Origin of the sequence: Paracidovorax avenae ATCC 19860, from assembly GCF_000176855.2 — a bacterium.
Lineage (GTDB): Bacteria > Pseudomonadota > Gammaproteobacteria > Burkholderiales > Burkholderiaceae_C > Paracidovorax > Paracidovorax avenae.
In genome coordinates this window covers 710,521-731,953 of record NC_015138.1, presented here as the reverse complement: position 1 = coordinate 731,953, position 21,433 = coordinate 710,521, and the positions used below count along the sequence as shown (strand labels likewise).

At 62.9% G+C, this 21,433-nt stretch carries 19 protein-coding genes; 8 read left to right on the top strand and 11 right to left on the bottom strand.

Annotated features, from left to right (window positions below; translation table 11 throughout):
* The first annotated feature begins 7 nt into the window (after positions 1 to 7).
* Entirely contained in the window at positions 8 to 910 is a 903-nt protein-coding gene (locus ACAV_RS03290; RefSeq protein WP_013593154.1) for a LysR family transcriptional regulator, read from the top strand.
* An 18-nt stretch (positions 911 to 928) separates the two neighbouring features.
* On the opposite strand, the gene ACAV_RS03285 is transcribed toward ACAV_RS03290, so the two are convergent.
* On the bottom strand, positions 929 to 1,888 hold the full coding sequence (locus ACAV_RS03285; protein WP_013593153.1) for a LysR substrate-binding domain-containing protein: 960 nt from the start codon (positions 1,886 to 1,888) through the stop codon (positions 929 to 931).
* Between the two features lie 121 nt (positions 1,889 to 2,009).
* Here ACAV_RS03285 and ACAV_RS03280 point away from each other — a divergent pair, with 121 nt between their 5' ends.
* The 5 genes from ACAV_RS03280 to ACAV_RS03260 are packed head-to-tail and all read left to right on the top strand — an operon-like array spanning position 2,010 to position 8,041.
* Entirely contained in the window at positions 2,010 to 3,026 is a 1,017-nt protein-coding gene (locus tag ACAV_RS03280) for a TRAP transporter substrate-binding protein (RefSeq protein ID WP_013593152.1), read from the top strand.
* Between the two features lie 11 nt (positions 3,027 to 3,037).
* Entirely contained in the window at positions 3,038 to 4,825 is a 1,788-nt protein-coding gene (locus tag ACAV_RS03275) for an IlvD/Edd family dehydratase (RefSeq protein WP_013593151.1), read from the top strand.
* Positions 4,826 to 4,876: 51 nt separating this feature from the next.
* Positions 4,877 to 6,064 (top strand): fumarylacetoacetate hydrolase family protein, encoded by a 1,188-nt coding sequence (locus tag ACAV_RS03270; RefSeq protein ID WP_013593150.1) that lies wholly within the window; start codon positions 4,877 to 4,879, stop codon positions 6,062 to 6,064.
* Positions 6,065 to 6,123: 59 nt separating this feature from the next.
* Positions 6,124 to 6,744, top strand: coding sequence for a TRAP transporter small permease (locus tag ACAV_RS03265; protein ID WP_013593149.1), 621 nt, complete (start codon positions 6,124 to 6,126; stop codon positions 6,742 to 6,744).
* Positions 6,745 to 6,760: 16 nt separating this feature from the next.
* On the top strand, positions 6,761 to 8,041 hold the full coding sequence (locus tag ACAV_RS03260; RefSeq protein WP_013593148.1) for a TRAP transporter large permease subunit: 1,281 nt from the start codon (positions 6,761 to 6,763) through the stop codon (positions 8,039 to 8,041).
* Positions 8,042 to 8,181: 140 nt separating this feature from the next.
* On the opposite strand, the gene ACAV_RS23975 is transcribed toward ACAV_RS03260, so the two are convergent.
* The 9 genes from ACAV_RS23975 to ACAV_RS03220 all read right to left on the bottom strand — a co-directional run bounded on the left by ACAV_RS23975 (position 8,182) and on the right by ACAV_RS03220 (position 18,085).
* Positions 8,182 to 8,670 (bottom strand): DUF4189 domain-containing protein, encoded by a 489-nt coding sequence (locus tag ACAV_RS23975; protein ID WP_013593147.1) that lies wholly within the window; start codon positions 8,668 to 8,670, stop codon positions 8,182 to 8,184.
* A gap of 87 nt (positions 8,671 to 8,757) precedes the next feature.
* Entirely contained in the window at positions 8,758 to 9,312 is a 555-nt protein-coding gene (locus tag ACAV_RS03255) for a hypothetical protein (protein ID WP_013593146.1), read from the bottom strand.
* A gap of 29 nt (positions 9,313 to 9,341) precedes the next feature.
* Entirely contained in the window at positions 9,342 to 10,091 is a 750-nt protein-coding gene (locus tag ACAV_RS03250) for a PoNe immunity protein domain-containing protein (protein WP_013593145.1), read from the bottom strand.
* A complete protein-coding gene (locus tag ACAV_RS03245; protein WP_013593144.1) occupies positions 10,084 to 10,911 on the bottom strand; it encodes a PoNe immunity protein domain-containing protein in 828 nt (275 codons plus the stop codon). Before ACAV_RS03245 ends, ACAV_RS03250 begins: the two co-directional genes overlap by 8 nt.
* Positions 10,912 to 10,972: 61 nt before the next feature.
* Positions 10,973 to 11,725, bottom strand: a complete 753-nt coding sequence (locus tag ACAV_RS03240; RefSeq protein ID WP_013593143.1) for a PoNe immunity protein domain-containing protein — start codon at positions 11,723 to 11,725, stop codon at positions 10,973 to 10,975.
* Positions 11,726 to 11,729: 4 nt separating this feature from the next.
* The gene (locus ACAV_RS03235) at positions 11,730 to 13,328 is read right to left on the bottom strand and encodes a PAAR-like domain-containing protein (RefSeq protein WP_013593142.1); all 1,599 of its coding nucleotides are present in this window, start codon (positions 13,326 to 13,328) and stop codon (positions 11,730 to 11,732) included.
* Complete coding sequence (locus ACAV_RS03230) at positions 13,321 to 14,439, bottom strand: DUF2169 family type VI secretion system accessory protein (protein ID WP_013593141.1); 1,119 nt, start codon at positions 14,437 to 14,439, stop codon at positions 13,321 to 13,323. The genes ACAV_RS03235 and ACAV_RS03230 overlap by 8 nt, the downstream gene beginning before the upstream one ends.
* A gap of 16 nt (positions 14,440 to 14,455) precedes the next feature.
* Positions 14,456 to 16,807: a type VI secretion system Vgr family protein gene (locus tag ACAV_RS03225; protein ID WP_013593140.1), complete on the bottom strand. Its 2,352-nt coding sequence runs from the start codon at positions 16,805 to 16,807 to the stop codon at positions 14,456 to 14,458.
* 192 nt (positions 16,808 to 16,999) lie between these two features.
* The gene (locus tag ACAV_RS03220) at positions 17,000 to 18,085 is read right to left on the bottom strand and encodes an IS5 family transposase (RefSeq protein ID WP_049791218.1); all 1,086 of its coding nucleotides are present in this window, start codon (positions 18,083 to 18,085) and stop codon (positions 17,000 to 17,002) included.
* Positions 18,086 to 18,590: 505 nt separating this feature from the next.
* Between ACAV_RS03220 and ACAV_RS24460 the strand changes: the two genes are divergently transcribed.
* Positions 18,591 to 19,472 (top strand): hypothetical protein, encoded by an 882-nt coding sequence (locus ACAV_RS24460; protein WP_157768715.1) that lies wholly within the window; start codon positions 18,591 to 18,593, stop codon positions 19,470 to 19,472.
* Positions 19,473 to 19,800: 328 nt separating this feature from the next.
* Here ACAV_RS24460 and ACAV_RS24455 read toward each other — a convergent pair whose 3' ends face one another.
* A complete protein-coding gene (locus ACAV_RS24455) occupies positions 19,801 to 20,019 on the bottom strand; it encodes a hypothetical protein (RefSeq protein WP_157768714.1) in 219 nt (72 codons plus the stop codon).
* Positions 20,020 to 20,126: 107 nt separating this feature from the next.
* Between ACAV_RS24455 and ACAV_RS03215 the strand changes: the two genes are divergently transcribed.
* Complete coding sequence (locus ACAV_RS03215; protein WP_013592780.1) at positions 20,127 to 20,939, top strand: IS5 family transposase; 813 nt, start codon at positions 20,127 to 20,129, stop codon at positions 20,937 to 20,939.
* Positions 20,940 to 21,433: the final 494 nt, after the last annotated feature.

Below are 21,433 nucleotides of genomic sequence, written 5' to 3'. Positions count from 1 at the left end.
CCCGACCATGCTGAAACTCTCCCTGGAAGCCATCGAACTGGTGGACGCCATCGCCCGGCACGGCTCCTTCGCCGGGGCATCCGAACGGCTGCACAAGGTGCCGTCCACCATCTCGTACGCCATCGCCCGGCTGGAGGAGCAGCTGGGCTTTGCCCTGTTCACCCGCAACGGCCCGCGCGTGACGCTCACCCCCGCGGGGCAGGAAATGATCAAGGAGGGCCGCTGGCTGCTCGCCGGTGCCGGGCAGCTGGAATCGCGCATGCGGCAGATCGCCACGGGCTTCGAATCCGAGGTGCGGCTGGTGCACGATTCGCTGATCCCCACGCATGCCTTCAACCAGGACATCTGCGCCTTCGAAGACCTGAACTGCGGCACGCGGCTGCGCATCGGCTGCGACGTGATGACCGGCACCTGGGAGGCCCTGCGCGAGGGGCGCGCCGACATCGTGGTGGCCGCGGGCGAAGGCCCGGCCGGTGGCGGCTACAAGGCCGTGCCCGTGGGCACGCTGCAGTTCGTGTTCTGCGTGACGGCCACGCACCCGCTGGCCCGGCTCCAGCGCCCGCTCACGCGCGGCGACCTGCTGGAGCACACGGCCGTGGTGGTGGGCGACGGCGCACGGTCGTCGAACGACCGCACCATCGGCCTGCTGTCGGGCCAGCGCCGCATCATCGTGCCGCACATGCACGCCAAGATCGCCGCGCAGGCTGCGGGCCTGGGCCATGGCTTCGTGCCCCGCGCCTGCGTGCGCACGGAACTGGAGACCGGCATCCTGGTGGAACTGGAAGTGGAATCGCCGCGCCCGGACGAGCCCTTCTTCCTGGCCTGGCGGCCGGACCACATGGGCGAGGCGCTCAAGTGGTGGCGGCAGCGGCTGGACAGGCAGTTGTTGCCGGGGATCCTGCCGTATTGACCTGGGACCCGTCGGCTCCTACCGCCGCGCAGCCACCACCTTCCCGCCCGCCACATCCCGCAGCACCTCCATGAACGCCTGCGCCGCCGGCGTCGGGGTCTCGCCCTGGCGCACCAGCATGCCGTAGTCGGGCATCGCCCGGGGCACGTCCACGTGGATGGGCGCGAGCAGGCCCTTGGCGATGTACCGGTCGGCCAGCGCGCTGGGCTGCAGCGACAGCATGTCGGTGATGCGCAGCGATTCCAGCGCGAACAGGAAGGACTGCGTCTCCATCACGCCCGAGGTCGGCGTCATGCCGATGGCCCGGAAGATGTCGTCGGACACCTTGCGCAGCGCCGTCGATTCCGGGTAGAGCAGCCAGGGCCAGTGCGCGAGGCGCCCCACCTCCAGCCCCTGGATGCCGCGCAGCGGATGGTGCGGCCCGCCCACCACCTGCAGCGTCTCGCCGGACAGGCGCTCGTACTGGAAGTCCGCCTGCTGCGCCTCGTCGGTGAAGCGGCCGATCATCAGGTCGATTCGGCGCTCGCCCAGCCAGGCGATGAGCTGGTCGCTGCTCTGCTCGCGCACCTTGAGCACCAGCATCGGCCGGCGCCGCTGCATCTCGGCGATGGCCGTGGTCAGCAGCCGTGCGGCCGAGCCGGAGATGGCCCCGATGGACAGCTGGCCGTGGCCGCCCTGCTTGAGCGCATTGAACTCGTCCACGAACTTCGCCTGGCCCGCCAGCGCGGAGGCGGCATAGCCCAGCGCGAACAGGCCCAGCTCGGTGGGGCGCATTTCGCGCGGCAGGCGCTCGAACAGGCGCGCATCGAAGATCTCTTCCAGGTCCAGCAGGATCTTGGTGGCGGCCGGCTGGGTGACGTGCATCTGCTCGGCCGTGAGCCGCAGGTTGCGCGTCCGCCCCAGGATGTCGAGGAACTGCAGGTGCCGGGAGCGCAGGCGGCTGCAGGCGGTGGCGATGGATAAGGGTTTGCCCTGCATTTTTGGGTGGCCGATAACTGGAAGGAATGTCCCGTGGAAAAACACTGATTGGACGCCACAGGCGCCGCCCCCTAGTCTGCACCCCCGCGACACCCCAGAACATCCGCAGGAGACAAGACACATGCCATTCCACACCACCTTCAAGACGTTCGCGCTGGCCACGGCCCTGGCCGCCGCGCTGGCCGGCCCGGCCCTGGCGCAGGTGCGCGAGCACACCTTCAAGATCGGCACCGGCATCACCGACGACCATCCGCAGGCCCAGGCCTCGCGGCACTTCGGCGAGGTGCTGGCGGCCAAAAGCGGCGGCAAGATGCGCGCCAAGCTGTTCGCCAACGGCACGCTGGGCAACGACGTCACCATGATCTCCGCGCTGCGCGGCGGCACCCTGGAGATGACGGTGCCCGACAGCTCCACCCTGGTGTCGGTGGTGAAGGACTTCGGCGTGCTGAACCTGCCGCTCACCTTCAACACCAGCGAGGAAGCCGATGCCGTGCTCGACAGCGCCTTCGGCCAGAAGCTGCTGGCCAAGCTGCCCGAGAAGGGCCTCGTCGGCCTCGGCTACTGGGAGAACGGTTTCCGCCAGACCACCAATTCGCGCCGCCCGATCCAGAAGGCCGAAGACTTCGCCGGGCTGAAGCTGCGCGTGATCCAGAACCAGTTGTTCATCGACAGCTTCAACGCCCTGGGCGCCAACGCCACGCCCATGCCCTTCACCGAACTCTATTCGGCGATGGAACAGAAAGCGGTGGATGGCCAGGAGAACCCCACCGCGACCATCCTCACCAGCAAGTTCTACGAAGTGCAGAAGCATCTCGTGCTGTCGCGCCACATCTACAGCACCTGGGTGTTCCTCATGTCCAAAAAGGCCTGGGACGGCCTGTCTGCCGAAGAGCAGAAGATCGTGCAGGAGGCCGCGAAGGAAGCCACCGCCTTCGAACGCAAGGCGATACGCGCGCTGGAGGCCAAGGCGCTCGGCGAGCTGAAGAAGCTCGGCATGCAGGTGACCGAACTGCCGCCCGCGGAGCAGGCCAAGCTGCGCGACAAGCTGCAGCCGGTGGTCGCCAAGTACAGCAAGGAATTCGGCGAGGACACCACCCGCGAAATGATGGCCGAGCTGGACAAGGCCCGCCGCAAGTGACCGAGAACGACATGCCCCCACCCGAAGGCGAAGGCCGCCGCTTCCGCTCGCGCGACTGGTTCGCCGACCCGGCGCGCTCCGACATGACCGCGCTCTACCTGGAGCGCTTCATGAACTACGGGCTCACGCCCGAGGAGCTGCGCTCGGGCCGGCCGATCATCGGCATCGCCCAGACCGGCAGCGATCTTTCGCCGTGCAACCGCATCCACCTCGAACTGGCGCGCCGGGTGCGCGACGGCATCCGCGACGCGGGCGGCATCCCGATCGAATTCCCCGTCCACCCGATCTTCGAGAACTGCCGCCGGCCGTCGGCCGCGCTGGACCGCAACCTCGCCTACCTGGGCCTGGTCGAGATCCTCTACGGCTACCCGATCGACGCGGTGGTGCTGACCACCGGCTGCGACAAGACCACGCCGGCCGGCATCATGGCCGCCTCCACCGTCGACATTCCCGCCATCGTGCTCTCGGGCGGGCCGATGCTCGATGGCTGGCACGACAACGAACTGGTGGGCTCGGGCACCGTGATCTGGCGCAGCCGCCGCATGCTGGCGGCCGGCGAGATCGACGAAGAGGAATTCCTGCAGCGCGCGTGCGACAGCGCACCTTCCGCCGGCCACTGCAACACCATGGGCACGGCCTCCACCATGAACGCGGTGGCCGAGGCGCTGGGCCTGTCGCTGCCCGGCTGCGCGGCCATTCCCGCGCCCTACCGCGAGCGCGGCCAAATGGCCTATGCCACCGGCCGGCGCATCGTCGAGATGGCGCACGAAGACCTGCGCCCCTCGCGCGTGCTCACCCGCGAGAGCTTCCTCAACGCGCTGGCGGTGGTCAGTTGCGCGGGCGGCTCCAGCAACGCGCAGGTGCACATCCAGGCCATGGCGCGCCACGCCGGCGTCGAACTCCACCCGCGCGACTGGACGGACCACGCCTACGACCTGCCGCTGCTGGTCAACATGCAGCCCGCCGGCAAGTACCTGGGCGAGCGCTTCTTCCGCGCCGGCGGCGTGCCCGCGGTGATGTGGGAGCTACTGCAGGCCGGCCGCCTGCACGGCGATTGCGCCAGCGTCACCGGCCGCAGCATCGCCGAGAACCTGCAGGGCCGCGAAGCGACGGACCGCGAGGTGATCCGCCCCTTCGCCGATCCACTGATGGACAAGGCAGGCTTCCTGGTGCTGTCCGGCAACCTGTTCGACTTCGGCATCATGAAAACCTCGGTGATCTCCGAGGCCTTCCGCGCGCGCTACCTCTGCCGGCCCGGCCACGAAGACGTGTTCACGGCCCGGGCCATCGTCTTCGACGGCGCCGAGGACTACCACGCACGCATCAACGACCCGGCGCTCGGCATCGACGAGGACTGCATCCTGGTCATGCGCGGCGCCGGCCCGCTGGGCTGGCCCGGCTCGGCCGAGGTGGTCAACATGCAGCCGCCCGACGCGCTGATCCAGCGCGGCATCCGGGCCCTGCCCACGCTGGGCGACGGCCGGCAATCCGGCACCGCCGACAGTCCCTCGATCCTCAACGCCTCGCCCGAGAGCGCGGCGGGCGGGGGCCTCGCCTGGCTGCAGACCGGCGACCTGATCCTGATCGACCTCAAACAGGGCCGCTGCGACGCGCTGGTGCCGCCCGAGGAGATCGCCCGCCGCCGCCGCGAACTGCCTCCGCCCCCCGTGCCCGCCAGCCGCTCGCCCTGGGAAGCGCTCTACCGCGAGAAAACCGGCCAGCTCGCCGACGGCGCCACGCTGGATTTCGCGCTCGAGTTCCGCCGCATCGCCGAGCAGACGCCCCGCCACAACCACTGAGCACCGGGGCCGTTCCGTCGGCCCGCGCATTCCCTTTCGAGGACGAGAAGCATGAACGACGACGACAAGAACAAGCTGCTGCCCGAAGACGGGCTGGCCGGCACGCTGGTGGCCCGGGCCTGGACGGACGGCCCGCAGGGCGGCCCGGCGGTGGTGGCGCTGCGCCCCGAGGGCGTGTTCGACATCAGCCGCACCTTCCCCACCATGAGCACCCTGCTCGATGCCGACCGGCCCGCAGAGGCCGCGCACCAGGCACCCGGCGAGCGCCTGTGCGCAGTGGACGAACTGCTGGGCAACAGCCGGCTCGGCCCTCGCGATGCCGCCCTGCCCTTCCTGCTCGCGCCCTGCGACCTGCAGGTGGTCAAGGCCGCGGGCGTCACCTTCGCCGCCAGCATGGTCGAGCGCGTGATCGAGGAACAGGCGCGCGGCGACGCATCGCGCGCGCAGGAGCTGCGCGGCAAGGTGCAGGCGCTGATCGGCGAGAACCTCGCGGACATCCGCCCCGGCTCCGACAAGGCGATGGCGCTGAAGGCCTTGCTGCAGCAGCAGGGCCTGTGGTCGCAGTACCTGGAAGTCGGCATCGGCCCCGACGCCGAGGTCTTCACCAAGGCCCCCGTGCTGTCAGCCGTCGGCACCGGCCAGGAGATCGGCATCCGCGCCGATTCGGCCTGGAACAACCCCGAGCCCGAGGTGGTGCTGGCCGTAAACGGCCGCGGAGACATCGTGGGCGCCACGCTGGGCAACGACGTCAACCTGCGCGACATCGAGGGCCGCAGCGCCCTGCTGCTCGGCAAGGCCAAGGACAACAACGCCTCCTGCGCCATCGGCCCCTTCATCCGGCTGTTCGATGGCAGCTTCGGCATGGACGACGTGCGCCGGGAAACCGTGCACCTGGAAGTGCGCGGCACCGACGGCTTCACCATGCGCGGCATCAACACCATGGCCAGCATCAGCCGCGACCCGGCCGACATCGTCGCGCAGACCCTGGCCGCGCACCAGTACCCGGACGGCTTCATGCTGTTCCTCGGCACGCTCTTCGCGCCCATCGAAGACCGGGGCGAACCCGGCGCCGGCTTCACCCACCAACTCGGCGACGAGGTCACCATCCGCAGCGCCCGGCTGGGCGTGCTGCGCAACCGCGTCACCCACAGCGAGACCGCGCCGCCCTGGCAGTTCGGCCTGCGCGCCTTCATCAACCACCTGGCCGCGCGCGGCCTGCTGGACGGCCGCAGCCTCTGACGCGCGCGCAAGAACCATAACGACACGACATCGGCGGAAGCCGGGAAGGAGACAAGACCATGAAGCGGTGGATGGATCGCTATTGCCGGATGCTGGACTTCCTCATGGCCGGCGCCCTGGCGGTGATGGTGGTGATGGTGTTCGGCAACGTCGTGCTGCGCTACGCCTTCAACACCGGCATCACCGTGTCGGAAGAGGTCTCGCGCTGGCTCTTCGTCTGGCTCACCTTCCTGGGCGCGGTGGTCGCCATGAAGGACCACGCCCACCTGGGCGTGGACATGCTGCTCGGCCGGCTGCCCGACGGCGCCAAGAAAGCCTGCGTCGTCACCGGCCAGGTGCTGATGCTCTGGGTCTGCTGGCTGGTCTTCTCGGGTAGCTGGACGCAGACCCGGCTCAACATGGACGTCACGGCGCCCACCACCGGCTGGTCGATGGGGTACTTCTACTTCGCGGGCGTGGTCTTCGCCGTGTCCGCCGCGGTCTTCCTGCTCTACGACCTGTGGCGCGTGCTGAGCGGCCAGCTGCGCGGCGATGCGCTGGTCATGGTCAAGGACTCGGAAGAGACCGCGGAATTCGACGCCCTGCAGGCGCGCCTGGCCGAAGAGGACCGCCTGGCCGCCCAGGAGGCCCGGGATGTCCAGAAGGCCCAGGCCGGCAGCACCGGCAAGCCCCGCGGATGACGAGGAGCGACGCACCATGACCATCGCCGTCTTCCTCCTCTCGCTGCTGGGCGCCATGGCGATCGGCATCCCGATCGCGTTCTCGCTGCTGCTGTGCGGCGTGGCGCTCATGTGGCACCTCGACATGTTCGATGCGCAGATCCTCGCGCAGAACCTGATCAACGGCGCCGACAGCTTCCCGCTGCTGGCCGTCCCCTTCTTCATGCTGGCCGGCGAGATCATGAACACCGGCGGCCTCTCCAAGCGCATCGTCGACCTGGCCCTCACCCTCGTCGGCCACGTGCGCGGCGGGCTGGGCTACGTCGCCATCGTCGCGGCCTGCGTGCTCTCGGCGCTCTCGGGCTCGGCGGTGGCCGATGCGGCCGCGCTCTCCGCTTTGCTGATCCCGATGATGGTGGCCGCCGGCCACGACAAGGCGCGCTCCGGCGGCCTGATCGCCGCGGCCGGCGTGATCGGCCCCATCATCCCGCCCTCCATCGGCTTCGTGATCTTCGGCGTGGCCGCCAACCTGTCGATCAGCAAGCTCTTCCTGGCGGGCATCTTCCCCGGCATCCTCATCGCCGGGTCCCTCTGGGCCACCTGGTGGTGGCAGGTGCGCAAGGAACACGTCGTGCCGCCGCCGCGCCGCTCCCGCGGCGAGGTGTGGGCCGCCCTGCGCCACGCCGGCTGGGCGCTGATGCTGCCGCTCATCATCCTGGTGGGCCTGCGCTTCGGCGTCTTCACGCCCACCGAGGCGGCCGTGGTCGCGGCGGTGTATTCGCTCTTCGTCGCGGTGGTCATCTACCGCGAACTCAAGCCCTCGCAGATCTACGGCGTCTTCGTCACCGCCGCGCGCACCACCGGCGTGGTGATGTTCCTGGTGGCCGCCGCGCTGGTGTCGGCCTGGCTCATCACCGTCGCCGACCTGCCGGGCAAGGTGGTCACACTGCTGGAGCCCTTCATCGGCAGCCCCATGCTGCTGATGGTGATGATCATGCTGCTGGTGATCGTCGTCGGCACCGCCATGGACATGACGCCCACCATCCTGATCCTGACGCCCGTGCTGATGCCGGTGGTCAAGGCCGCGGGCATCGACCCGATCTATTTCGGGGTGCTGTTCATCATCAACAACTCGATCGGCCTCGTCACGCCGCCGGTGGGCACGGTGCTGAACGTCGTGGCCGGCGTGGCGCGCATCCGCATGGACGACGTGATCCGCGGCGTTTGGCCGTTCATGCTGGCGGAGTTCGCGATGATGTTTTTGATGGTGGCGTTTCCGGTGCTGGTGACGTGGCCGGCGCGGTTGTTGTATGGATAAAGCGGCCACGAGTCCGGCATGCCGGCAGAGGTCGCGAAGGCCGGTTGGATTGACCGTGCTCGTCCCGGCGGTACACGCCGGGTATGCCGGAAGTGTTGTTGCCGCGGACGATCGTCGCGAAGTCGCGCAGGCTCATGCCCTCAAAACTTCCTGAACACCGGCTCAGAGCACTCGGAAACCTTGACTGCGCACTCACCCTTCCCCAGTGCTGCACATTTGGCCTTCCCCAGGCGCACAGCCTCGTCGATCGTCGCGGCCGAGGTGAACACGCCTCCATTGCCCTGCGGCGCAGACACGACTGAAACACACTGGTTCTGGTAGACGAACTCCACGATGCAATCCCGGGTGCCCGCGCTCTTGCAGTTCTCCAACGCTTTCTTGCGTGCAGCGTCTTCGGACAACTGCCGAGAGCTCACCCCTCCGTTGCCGCTGGGAGACGTGGCGATTGCACCCCACGTTTTGATCCACTCGCCCGTCGGCCGAGGAGCCGACTCTGCTCCTCCATCTCCGCTGGGGCCGCAGCGCGCGCTGCCGGGGGCAACGCCTACCGGACACGCCGTCTGGGCAGCGGCGCCGCAGCAGATCGTCATCGAAGCGGCTAAAGAGCCAAGCAGTTTCATGTAGGTCATGGCAGGAAACGTTGAGGTGTGGAGATGCCGGCTCGTGCAGCAATCGGACGCACCGCCTCGGCGCGCACATCGTCTCTCCAGAGGAAATCAGGCTGCGATGTAGCTACCCGCAGTCTTTTGCTCAGGAAGCCAGGAGGCCCCCACCCAATCCCCGGTGCGCACCAGGCTCATGGTCTTGAGCGTCTTGGCCGGGCCACCGAACGTGCAGTTCACGGCCCAGGCCTGGCCGTCAAAACCTGGCACCACGAAGCAGGCCATCTCAGGCAAGGCCAGAACGGCCTCATCGTCCTTTTGCGCCAGCAGAGCAACTACGTCACTCGACGTGGCGGTAGCGGCGTTCAATCCACGGGGCCACTCCCCACCCCAGGCGTTCGCCGGCCGGGACAAGGAAGTATGGAAAGTCAGCGCGTGCAGCCCCCACAACTGCTCATGGTCGGGCAGGGTGGGGTCCATGCACTGCAGCATGAGATCCAGCCCCAGGCACTCCACGCTGACGTGATACGGATCGGTATCATGGCTGCGGCGGAGGTCCCTGACCGGCGGCTTGAGCGACATCAACGCCTTCTGCAGCGGCTCCTGGCGGCTATAGCGGCCCAAGTTGCGCAGCAGCATGTCGGGCAGAGGATCGAATCGCGAAGGCATGGATTCACTTTCTTCCGTTGACCAAAAACTTATTTCGCCCGAGCGGCGTCCACAAGGTCCTTGGGGTAGTAGGGGTTGTCGCGCAGTGCCTCGTCCGGGATGTCCAGAGCAATGGCCGCGAGCGCCACGTCGAAGCACCAGTAGCCAAAGTAAGCACCATCCGCACCGTTCAAGCTGTCGGACCAGTAGATCGGCTTGATCTTCTTCTTCCATACCTTGGAGAACGCGAGCAGCTTGGCCGGCCGCTCCGAGGGATCACAACGCCATACTTCCAGCAGCGGGTCATAGACCTTCGGGAATTTGCAGGCCTCCGCGACGGGACGTTGCGCGTCACCGAGCGCTCTCGCTCCCTCGTCGATCAGTGCGTCCTCTCCGGGGTGGCCAATGGCGTTGATTAGGCGCTTCATTTCCGATGCGTTGAAGTGGAGTGCCTTGCCAAAGGCCATCATGGTCAGGGCGTCATACACCGTGTCCAGGGTGATCCGTTCGTACATGGCCTTGTCCTCGTGCTTCGGTGGAAGCGGTGCGAGCACGCGCTGTTGCAGTTCCCTGGCTTCAATCCATTGCAAAACGCTCGCCTTGATGGCTTGGATCTCGTCGCCCGCGCTATAGCGAAGAATGACGATCTGCAAGGCATAGAGCACTAGGTCGTGCGCCCTTCCTGGACGCCCCTCGACTCTCGGAAACTCCTCCGTGTCCTGGAAGCGCTTCAACATCGCCTTGGTTGAAAAGCTGATGTTGTCTGCGAAATAACCCGCAGCTTTTTTGTTATCACGCATCGCTACAGCCCCAAAGTCCGCCGTGGTCCTGAGCCAACCTATAGCTGGTACACGACTGCGCCAGCCACTTCTTTTCCCTGGCTGCGTCAACCAGATCCTTCGGATAATAGGGGTTGTCACGCAACTTCTCGTCCTCGATGCCCAGCGCCATGGCGGCGAGTGCAACATCGAAGCACCAATAGCCAAAATATGCACCTTCTGCACCGTTCAAACTGTCGGACCAGTAAATAGGCTTGATCTTCTTTTTCCAAATCTTGGAGAAGGCGAGCAGTTTGGCCGAACGCTCCGCGGGATCACTGCGCCACACTTCCAGTAGCGGGTCATAGACCTTCGGGAATTTGCAAGCCTCAGCCACAGCTCTTTTCGCATCACCCAAAGCACGCGCTGCTTCATCAATCAATGCGTCCTCGCCGAAATAGCCGATCGCACCAAACAAGCGCTGCATTTCACTCAAATTGAAATGCAATGCTCTGGCAAATGCCATCATGGTCAGAGCGTCGTAAACCTTGTCCAGCGTCACTCGCTGATACATGATTTTTTCGCTTTTTCTCTCAGGTGGTATAGCGCCGACTATCCGAGAATGAATTTCTTTCGCTTTAACCCAATCCCAGACGTTCGGCCTTATCTCCTCTAGTGCATCACCCCGGCTGAACTGGAGCACACAGATCTGAAACGCATCCTTGCACATGCCGGCAGACATGATGGGCCTGCTTTCGACGCGATGAAATGTTTCGGCGACGGGCATTCGCTCATCGCGTGCCTTTTTTGTTACCGCGATGCAGTCGGAAAAATATTCCGAATTCTTTTTATCATCTCTCACCGTCGATCCCCATTCTAGAAATCCGGAACTCGCCCAACCGTACTCATACGGTGACCATGGCTTATTTGGCCCGTGCGGCGTCCACTAGGTCCTTGGGGTAGTAGGGGTTGCCGCGCAATGCCTCGTCCGGGATATTCAGAGCAATGGCCGCGAGGGCCATGTCGAAGCACCAGTAGCCGAAGTAAGCACCATCCGCACCGTTCAAACTATCGGACCAGTAGATCGGCTTGATCTTCTTTTTCCACACCTTGGAGAAGGCGAGCAGTTTGGCCGGACGCTCCGCGGGATCGCAACGCCATACTTCCAGCAGTGGGTCATAGACCTTCGGGAATTTGCAGGTCGCGGCGACGGACCGTTGCGCATCACCCAGCGCTCTCGCCCCTTCGTCGATCAGTGCGTCCTCGCCGGGGTGGCCAATGGCATCGATGAGACGCTTCATTTCAGCCGCATTGAAATGCAACGCTTTGGCGAAAGCCATCATTGATAACGCATCGTACACAGTATCCAGGGTGATGCGCTCATGCATTACCTTCTCATTCTTCCGCTCTGGCGGAATTTGAGAAATCATTTTACTTTCAATTTCTTTTGCTTCAACCCACCTCCAAATGCTTGGGCCGATCTCCTCTATCGCATCACCTCTGCCATACCGAAGGACGCAAATCTGAAATGTATACATGCACAGACTGGATGCGTTGCCGGGCCGCCCTTCAACACGGGGAAAATTTTCAGCCACCGGCAGCTTTTCATCCACTAGTTTTTCTCGAAATTCAATCCGCCTGGTGAAATATTCAAAGTCTTTTTCAGAATCTCTCATGGCACTAATCCTTAAACCCCGGAACTTTACCGGCTTTACCTCTGATGACATTTCCATCGGCGCCGATTTTAGTAGCAGTCGTAGTGCCATCTTCGGCAGTCCGAACCAGCCACTTCTCTACTTTACCCTGGTTCATGGCGTCTATTATTTTTGCAGCCTCCTCTTCACCAACTTTGTCCATCAGTTTCTTTTCAACCCACTTGTCGTCCATCTGATTCGTGCCATCAGCCAGATTCTTCTCCAGCTGAGCCTTACCATACTTGAATTCTGCGACAACGTAATCTGGAGGAGGATTGGGGTTTTTGTAGACACCATCAATACCGTTCTTCCCAACCTCGTAGACACCATCCGTTTTTCCGACAGGCTCCAACTTGTGGTCGACCAACGTTTCGTGTCCGTTCTTTTCGCCGATAGCGGCCTTCTCGTTGCTCGTTAGCTGCTTGATCTTGACGCCATTGTCTTTGGCAGCGTCGCCTGCTTTCGCTGCATCGGCAGCTTCCCCGCCTTCAGCCGCCTTCGCCGCCTCCGCGGCCCTGGCTGCTTCTGCGGCTTTGGCTGCCTCCGCCGCCTTAGCTGCCTCCGCCGCCCTGGCTGCCTCCGCTGCCTTGGCTGCCTCCGCTGCCTTGGCTGCCTCAGAAGCCTTGGCGGCCGCGCTCGCGGCTTTGGCACCTTGGGCCGCCTTCGCAACATCGCCAATCGCAAAGACGGCAGTGCCGATCTCCAGGCCACCACGGGTCACGGACTCGACGTAGTCACCCTTTTTCCATGGCTCGGTCACGGGCTTGATGACTTCGTTCACGGCCGCCGCCGCACCTTCCTTGACGGACGCCAGGCAGACATTGCCCAGGACGATGTTCTCCGCCAGGATCGCTGCATCCAGGTTGCTGTGAATAGCGCCCGCGATGTTGACCTTTTTGCCCACGGTGTAGGCAAGCTCCCCGATGCCTACCCCGAGGTCCTTCACGAAGCCCAGCACGCCACGCAAGGCCTGGGTGCCGTAGTTGCCCGCCGTGGACCAGCCGCCTTCGTCCTTGACGTTGATCGAGGCGATGCCGCCGTCCGCCATCTTGTTCAGTTCGTCGAACTGCACGATCTTGTCGAGCTGGTCCGGATCCATGAAGCTCAGTTCCTGCTTGAGCTTCTCAAGCTTCTGCAGCCTGTCGGACGTCTTGGGCGGGTCATTACAGGGCAGCTTGCCGTTCTTGACGGTCCCGGCGGGCTCCCCCTGCTCCGTGACGAGCTTGCCCACCGTGTTGGGCCCACCGGGCCCGACGTTCATCTGTACCACGGTGTCGTGCCGCGCGCAGACCAGCCCGTTCACCTTCACGCTCGTGTTGTCGCCGATCAGCCGGACATGCCCCGGCTGCTGGGAGGTCTGCGATACCACGCCCTTGCCGGCATTCGCGTCGGTACCGCGCACCCAATCCGTGAGCCGATACACGGGCTTCCCGCGCGCATAGACATTCGGCGACGTCCGCAACTGGTTCGACAGATCGCGAAAGCTGTCGAATGGAACCGGCGTGTCGCCCACCTTGCACACGTCAGGCGCAGTGCAGATGGCCCGCCACACGGCCTCCGCACAGGCGATATGCTTCTTAGCCATTCACCACCTCGGCAGGGGAATGGCCGCGATGGATGTGAATCCGCTGCTCGGTGCCGCGCTGCGCCGGCCCGGCAGGGATGGCCGCCAGCATCACCTTGCGCAGTCCCCATTCCTTGGGCACGGCACGGCGCCAGACCAGTTGCACCGATTGCGCATCGAGGTCGATGGTCACCGTGTCCAGCCGCAGCGGCGTGGGCTGGGTCAGCCCGTCTTCGTCCGTGAGTAGCGCCAGTAGCTGGATGCCCGGCAACTGGGTATCGATGCGGCCCGTGGCGTCGCAGCCGATCAACGTGATGGGCTCATCCCCTTGCAGCCATCCGTTCGCGATCAGGTCGGGCTGCGCGGACTGGTAGAACGCGAAATCGAAATCCGGCGGCAGGTACGGGAAGTGCTCCGCACGCCATGCGTCGTCGTAGGTGCCGGCATGGCGGGCGCGCTGCGGGTTCCAGCGCGGCACCGGACCGAAGCACACGGGCGCGAGCCGCTCGCGGATGTCGCGCAGCGGCTTCTGCACATCCTCGATCTGGGGTGCCAGATAGAACTGGGCCCGGTCCAGTTCGGCGTCGCCCACATAGCCCCGGCCCACCGGATTGGGCTGGTAGGTGTCGAAGGCCTGGGCATCGTGGATGTCGTCGGTGGCCGGCCCGCGGTACCGGGCACGGCGTACCGCGCCGCCGTACGCCATCCCCGCGTGCAGGGGCACGGCGGTCGTCGGTTCGGGCTTCGTCAGGTGCCAGCCGCGCAGCGGCGTCCAGTGCCACGCACGCAGGCCGGTGACCTGCGCGGTCTTGGTGAGGGGCCCGACGCGCACGCCGATGGGCCAGTGCGTCGCGGGCTTGCCGTCCAGGGGTCGGGCGTGGCCGAGCACATGCACGTCCGTGCGCTGCTTGCCGACAACGAGGTGGGTTTCCTCCAGGAACGGCGTGCTCTCGGGCGCGCCGACGTAGCGGTCCACGCACTGGATGGGCATTTGCTCATCCATGGCCAGCACGGGCTGCCCGTGCGCGAGGGTGAAACTGCCCGCGACGATGACGACATCGAAGAAGCGGCCTTTGGTGGTCGCTTTCTCGATGACCATGTGCGGGAACGGGCTGTGGTTTTCGACGTCCATGCCAGTCCAGGGCGAATCAGTTCAGGTGGATGTCTTCGCCCTGGATCACCACGTTGTCGCCATCGGCCGTGATCTGGATGAGCTTGCCGTTGACGCTGACGGTGCCGTCGTCCTTCATCTCCAGCACGGACTTGCCCACCTTGAGGGTGATGCTGGTTTCATCCATGACCAGGCTGGAGCCGCCTTTTCCTCCAGAGCCGCCGGAGGGCGCGGTGATGTTCTTGGAGACTGCGCCGGCCGCCGCGCCCCCACCGCCTCCGCCCACGGTGAGCGCATACTTCTTGCCCGCCGTGTGGGTGTGCTCCATCCCGATGGTGTCGCTGCGGTTCATGCCCACGTTGGTCATCATCGTGATGCCCACGTTGAGGTTGTAGGCCACGCCGACGTTGGCCATCTTGAAGACACCCGTGGTCTGGATGCAGCCCACGCCGATGGTCTCGGTCTTGAGCAGGCCCACCGTGGTGGTCCAGTTTTTCGAGATGGAATCGGTCTCGTTGCGTCCGATGGTCTTGGTACGGTTCCGGCCGATGCGGATGTCTTCGTTGATTCCAACCGTCTCGCTGCGGTTGTCGCCGATGGAGATCGTCTCGTTGTGGTCCACCCGCTCCTTGCGGTTGGAGTGGATGGTGATGGTCTCGTCGCCATCCACTTCCTCGGTGCGCCAGCCATGCACCGTGATCTTCTCGTTGCGGTCCACGGTTTCGGTGCGGTCCCGGTGGATGGTGTTCGTCTCGTCCCGGTCGATGGTCTTGCGCCGGTCCTGCCCCACCCAGTGGTCCTCATCGTTCTCCACTTCGATGAGCTGGTCCTTTTGCGCATGCAGCCACACCTGCTCCGCGCCCTTCTTGTCCTCGAAGCGGATCGCGTTCGCGTCGCCCGCGCCGTTCTTCATCCCGTCGCCGAACGCCCCACCCTTGCTGGACTTGGTCTTGATGCCCGACTGCGTGGCATTGCCCGGCAAGGCCCAGGGCGGCATGTTCGCGGCGTTGTAGACGCTGCCCGTGACGATGGGGTAGTCCGGGTCGCCGTTCAGGAAGTCGACTATGACCTCTTGCCCAATCCGGGGGATCGAGATCGCCCCGAACCCCGAGCCCGCCCAGCTCGTCGCCACCCGCATCCAGCAGCTCGAGTTCTCGTCCATCGCCCCCAGCCGGTCCCAGTGGAACTGCACCTTGATGCGGCCGTATTCGTCCGTCCAGATTTCCTCGCCCGCCGGGCCCACCACGACGGCGGTCTGCGGGCCTGTCGTGCGTGGCTTCGGGGTTGTTCTCGCGGGGGTGTAGGGCAGGCTCGTGGGCTGGGCCGTGAGGCTGAACTTCTGGAACGACCCCTGCTCTTCGTTGTGCTTGAGCGATTCCCCCGGCTTCGCACTGTTGAAGGATGAGCTTCGCGGGTTCTCGTGCAGGTGGTAGGTGACGCCGGTGATGAGGTATTGGCGGTTCTGGTCGCCCCGCGGGTAGTTCTCCAGCGTGAAGGTGTAGCCCGTCGCCAGGCTCCGGTGGCGCGATTCGCCCCGGACGGTGCTGTGGCCCGTCAGGCCTTCCTGCAGGCGCACGCGGGCGTACTGCTCTCCGTCGCCGTGCTGCACGTAGCCGCCCGGCCATTCGTAGATCTCGTACGCATCGTGCGCATGGCCCGGGGGCTGCTGGCGCATGTTGGAGAGGTCCGACCTGGGCTTCTTGAAGTCGTAGTCGTCGTTGTAGTACCGGCCCGGCTTGATCTCCTCGCCCAGCGTCCAGGCGTGGATGTTCTCGCGGTCCGCCACGGCCGACTTCTCGGGCGGGTAGAACGGGATCACGGCCGCGCCCGGCAAGGGCTCGTGGCCAGCCACGATGTCGTCGGCGATCACCAGGGTGTGCTGGCCGCTCGCATGCTGGAAGTAGTAGTACGCCCCTTCATGCTCCAAGAGGCGCGAGACGAAGTCGAAGTCGCTCTCGCCGTACTGCACGCAGTAGTCCCAGGCGCGGTAGGCGCGCGTGAGCTTGAGCTGCATCGGGTAGCCGTAGCGGCCCAGCACCTCCTGCACGATCTGCGGGACGGTCTTGAACTGGAAGATGCGGAAGTCCTGCCGCCGCGTGGCCACCCAGAGCCAGGGCTGCAGGCGCAGGTGGTACGAATAGAGCCGGTGGTCCTGCCCCTGCATGCCGAAGCGCGTGACCAGGCCATCCAGGTACCGCTTGCCGCCGCCTTCGGTCTCGATCTCCACCGTCGCCGTCTTGCCCAGCAGCGCCTTGGGATCGATGTCGCGCCCCTCCGAGAGCAGGTCGATGTCGAAGGAGAAAAGCTGGCTCAGCTCCTCGCTGCCCCGCAGCTGCCGGAACTGCAGCTGCTCTCCCAGGGGCGTCTGGATGGTGACGCGGCGTGTCATTGTTATGGCTGCAGCCCCTCTAGTTGCTGCAGAGTTAAGTTGAGACGGCCGCGATGATAGGGAGCCTCTCACAACCGCCACCAGCCAGTTTTTCCGGCGTGTCGTCAGATTCCAGCGCCCCGAATGCGCTCGGACACCTGCTCGGTGGGTGGGACGCAGCCCATGTACAGGGGCCTTTGCCCCCCGCAAGGCTCACGCTTTTGACGGTTGCAGGCGCACCCGTGCCTTGGCAGCCGATGGCTTGAAGAACGCATCCACTTGCCGATGCAGGAACGACGCCAGGCGCTTGAGGTTGTAGCAGGCAGCCATCATCGTCATCGCCACCGTGGCGCGGGTCTGCCCGATCGTGCGAACGAACTTGCCGCCCAGGTGACGGAGACCGGCAAACACATGCTCCACCTTGGCACGCTTCTTTGCGATGCGCTGGTTGCGCCTTTGCTGGCACTCGCTCAGTGGCTTGCCCGGCCGAGCCCTGCGTTGCATCGCGTCCACCAAGCCCAGCACCTTGAGTAGCTGCTGGCGCTGCCGGCTCGCGTAGGCCTTGTCCGTATGCACTGCACGCCCGGTGTTGTGCAGGTCCAGCACCTCGTCGAAGTGGTGTCCGTCATGCTCGCTGGCCGTGCCCGTGGCGATCCTGCGGATGAAGCCGTGCTTGAGGTCCACGCTCACGCTGAGCTTGTAGCCGAAGTAGCCCTTGCCGTGCTTCTTCGTGTGCGTGGCGTCCACATCCTTTTGCCGGCGCTCGGCCTCGCTCCAATCGGGCGTTCTGCCTTCGGCCAGGGCCTCGCGCTCCTGCCTGTCCAGGCGCTGGCGGGGCGCGGGCACCAGCGTGGCATCGATGGCCTGTCCGCCACGGGCGATGTAGCCATGGCGGTGCAGTTGCGCATCCACACCCTGGAACAACGCCGTCGCCCCGTCAACGCCCAGCCGCTCGCCGAAGCGCCAGATCGTGTTGCGGTCCGGCACGTTCATCGCGTCTTGCAGCAGACAAAAGCGCTGATAGCTCGCCCGGTCCAGCAACTGGTATTCCATCTGCTCGTCCGACAGGTTGTACAGGCGCTTCAAGACCAGGATGCGCACCATCACCTCGATGGGATAGGCCGGCCGACCACCCTTGCGGCCATCGCCGCGCTCGATGAGTGCATCCACCAGCCGCGCCAGCTCGGCGAAGTCGATGTGCCGCGCGATCACCTGCAACGGATCGCCCACTTCATCTCTCTTATGCTGGCGCGACGCCTCGGCAAACAGATCGAACTTCAAGGCGCTGCGAGGAGAGATCATGGCAAGGAGGACGGCTCAGGTCTTGTCGGTGAACAAGGGAGTGGCCGGGTTTTGAGAGGTTCCCGATAGGCTTGCGAGCTGAATTTTTGATGACACACTCGGCAACAAATTTGTTTGCAAATGTTGTCGCTTCTGCGACTTGCCTAAGGCCGCTATTAGTCAATTGATCCTATGCAAGACATAGACTTTTCCTTAATTTAGCAAAAAATCCACCGTTATATCTATTTTTTCATTATTAATGATAAGAATTACATGATGCGAATCTTGGTTGTACTAGTTGATTCAAAGGGTGCGATCCAGGTCGTCAATTGATTTCAGAGGTTTGCATGCGAGTGACGGCGGTGCCACGAATGGGACTGCTTTATGTAGCGATCACACCGCCTGTCTACGCATGCTCAGCCGAAGCGGATTTTCGCAAAGCCTCCTTGTCAACAATAATTCACCAACCAAAAAATGTATCTACACAACTTCGCAATCACTGCCAAGCAAATTTAATCTCAATATGAGCCTCGACAATCCAATGAACACTTTTATCCTGAATAATTCTACAGTGACCCTCCATCGCAACCATGGATGGTCAGACTACTTCTCCAGCTACACAAAAAATGTAGATGGCACAGTCCATTTATCAACATACAGCTTTAAATCGGATGATATAACAGCATTCACCCGATTAATGCCATTCTCAGTATTTTACATATCGAACCTCCACAAAAAAAATGCCGAGAAATTTCTCAGAAGATTCCCAATGTATTTGGTTTTTGAAGTAGAGGGGCTACATTCGAAGTGCGTTTTTTTTGAAAAATCAGGAAGGGTGATTTTTGGCAGCCAAAATATCTATACAAGCACCTCCAAATTCGAAGAGTTGGCATGTGAAATGACCATACCTCAGGAACATCGTAAAGACGTACTGAGCTTTTTTTTCAGCCACCGATCCCAACAACTTATCCAGTTCCTTTACAATGAAAAGGATATAAAAATTTATGGCCCAAGAGACGGCGTACTTTCTGGAAAAGCATATTTACCAACCCACGTTGAATACGTGTATTGGGAACAATTCGGAGAAGAAGACAAAAATAACACACATCACTCTTCCCATATCGATCGGCCGTATATCTACGTCATACTAGAGTTTATTTCAAATACGGGGTCTAGTTATATGGCATTTGACAGGCTTTATAGATTCTGCGGCAATCTTAATGATAGCGCGTTCAGCCGACTGAACAAAGAATTTCGCATCAAAGTTCAAAATGATGTTTTTCTCAGAAGAGGCAATGATTTATCATCCACAAGCCCGTTCAAAGATGAAATTGCACTACATCATCCCGTCGCAAAAAATGCAAAAGCGAGCAAGGCCCATTACATTGAATATCCACCCAACTAGAAGCAACTCCTTTCTTTGAGAGCAACATTTCATATTAAAATGGACCGCCCCATCAATAAACCAGAGAACCCTGCTAAATGCAAAGATTCTTATTAATTTGCAAGGCCTGTTTAAGCTCACTCAATTCCAACAATCTTTCACTGGAGGTTTTCACAAGGTCGGCAATCGATCCGAGCGCCCGCTACTTGAGAACGTCGCCGATACCTTTGTGCGGGAGCAGGCGCTGCATACCTGCTGGGTATCTCGAGGCCGGCGTGCAGTCTTCTGGGACTGCTAGGGGTGTATTGCGCAGTCCTTTATGCAAGTCACCCAAGATGGGGGGTTACGCTTAATTTTTGCGACCGCTGATTGGCAAAAATGCATCAAAACCGGCAATTTTATATATTTCAGTGAGCTCGTCTTCATTCGTACGACTGACCAGCCCTCTAATCTCCGCGATAAGCAACTCTTGCAAAGCCCAGTTATCGGCTTCTGCTCTTTTTTCCGCATTAACCAGCAATCCCGTGCGCAGATAGACTTTGGCTGCGTCATCAAGCTCAGCGGCCAACAGGGGAACGCAGTGTACAAACAACGAAAAGCGTCTCGTTCTGAAAATCTCTAGAGCGTGTTATGAACTTTGCTCCCTGAGCGCGGAGCCGAGGGTAGAGTTTGCAGATGCCCCGCAAGCCCTACCCGACGGACGTGAGCGATGAAGAATGGAGCTTCGCTGCGCCGTACCTGACCCTGATGGACCCGCATGCGCCTCAGCGTGGACACGACCTGCGCGAAGTCTTCAACGCCCTGCGCTGGCTGGTGCGCGCGGGAGCACCTTGGCGGATGCTGCCCAACGATCTGCCACCCTGGGAGGCGGTCTACCAGCAGAGCCGCCGGTGGCTGGATGCGGGTTGCTTCGAGGCGATGGTCTCGGATTTGCGCTCCATCATCCGCGTGGCACAGGGGCGCCAGGGCCAGCCCAGCGCCATGGTGATGGACGGGCGCACACTGCAATCGAGCTGCGAGAGCGGGCCGCGCGCGGGCTACGACGGCTACAAACGCAAGCGCGGCAGCAAAGTGCATATGGCCGTGGACACGCTGGGTCATCTGCTGGCGGTGCATGTCACGCCGGCAGACGAACAGGAGCGTGCGCAGGTGCAGCGCCTGTGCGAAGACGTACAGCAGGCTACGGGCCACACGGTACAACTGGCTTGGGCCGACCAGGGCTACACGGGTGAAGCGGCATCCAAGGCGGCGCAGGACAGCGGAATTGACCTGCAGATCGTGAAGCTGCCCGAGGCGAAGAAGGGCTTTGTGCTGCTGCCGCGCCGCTGGGTGGTGGAGAGAAGCTTCGGCTGGCTGGCAAGGTTTCGCAGGCTCTCCCGGGACTACGAGCGGCTACCCGAAGTGCTCGGCGGGATGCATTTCCTGGTGTTTGCGGTGCTCATGTTGCCCGCCGCCGCGCGGGTGCTGGCTGCGGCGGGAAGTTCATAACACGCTCTAATCACTTGAACCGCAACTACTTGCGATAGGGGAAACCCATTAGGATCCAATCGATATTTATACTCCTCAGTTCTAGCCTGTTGCAGTGCACTAGCACAGCTGAAAAGGACCTGCATTGGTAGCGCCCCACCTTTAGAAGTGGTGAACCGTCGCCAAAGACTGGGGCAAGCTCACCAGCGGCTAAACTGACCCAATTTTCATTTGCGAGACCGGCCTCTTTGTCAGCGAGCAAGTTGCCTCGTACGTCAGAGCCATCAGCCATATCTTCGCCAAATGCTTCAGGCTGCGAAAGAATCCGCTGAGACTCGAACACCATGGGCAATGCTGAGCGCCCCAGTCGGGAAGCAAAAAACGATAAAGCGTCTCAAATTTTAGAACCTTACCGGCATGGTCAGTCACTATACCTTTAACCGCTTTATCAAACGAGTCCGCGCTTGATGGAAGTGCGAGCAGCGCAAATATAGTAATTGCACCTGGAATTTTGA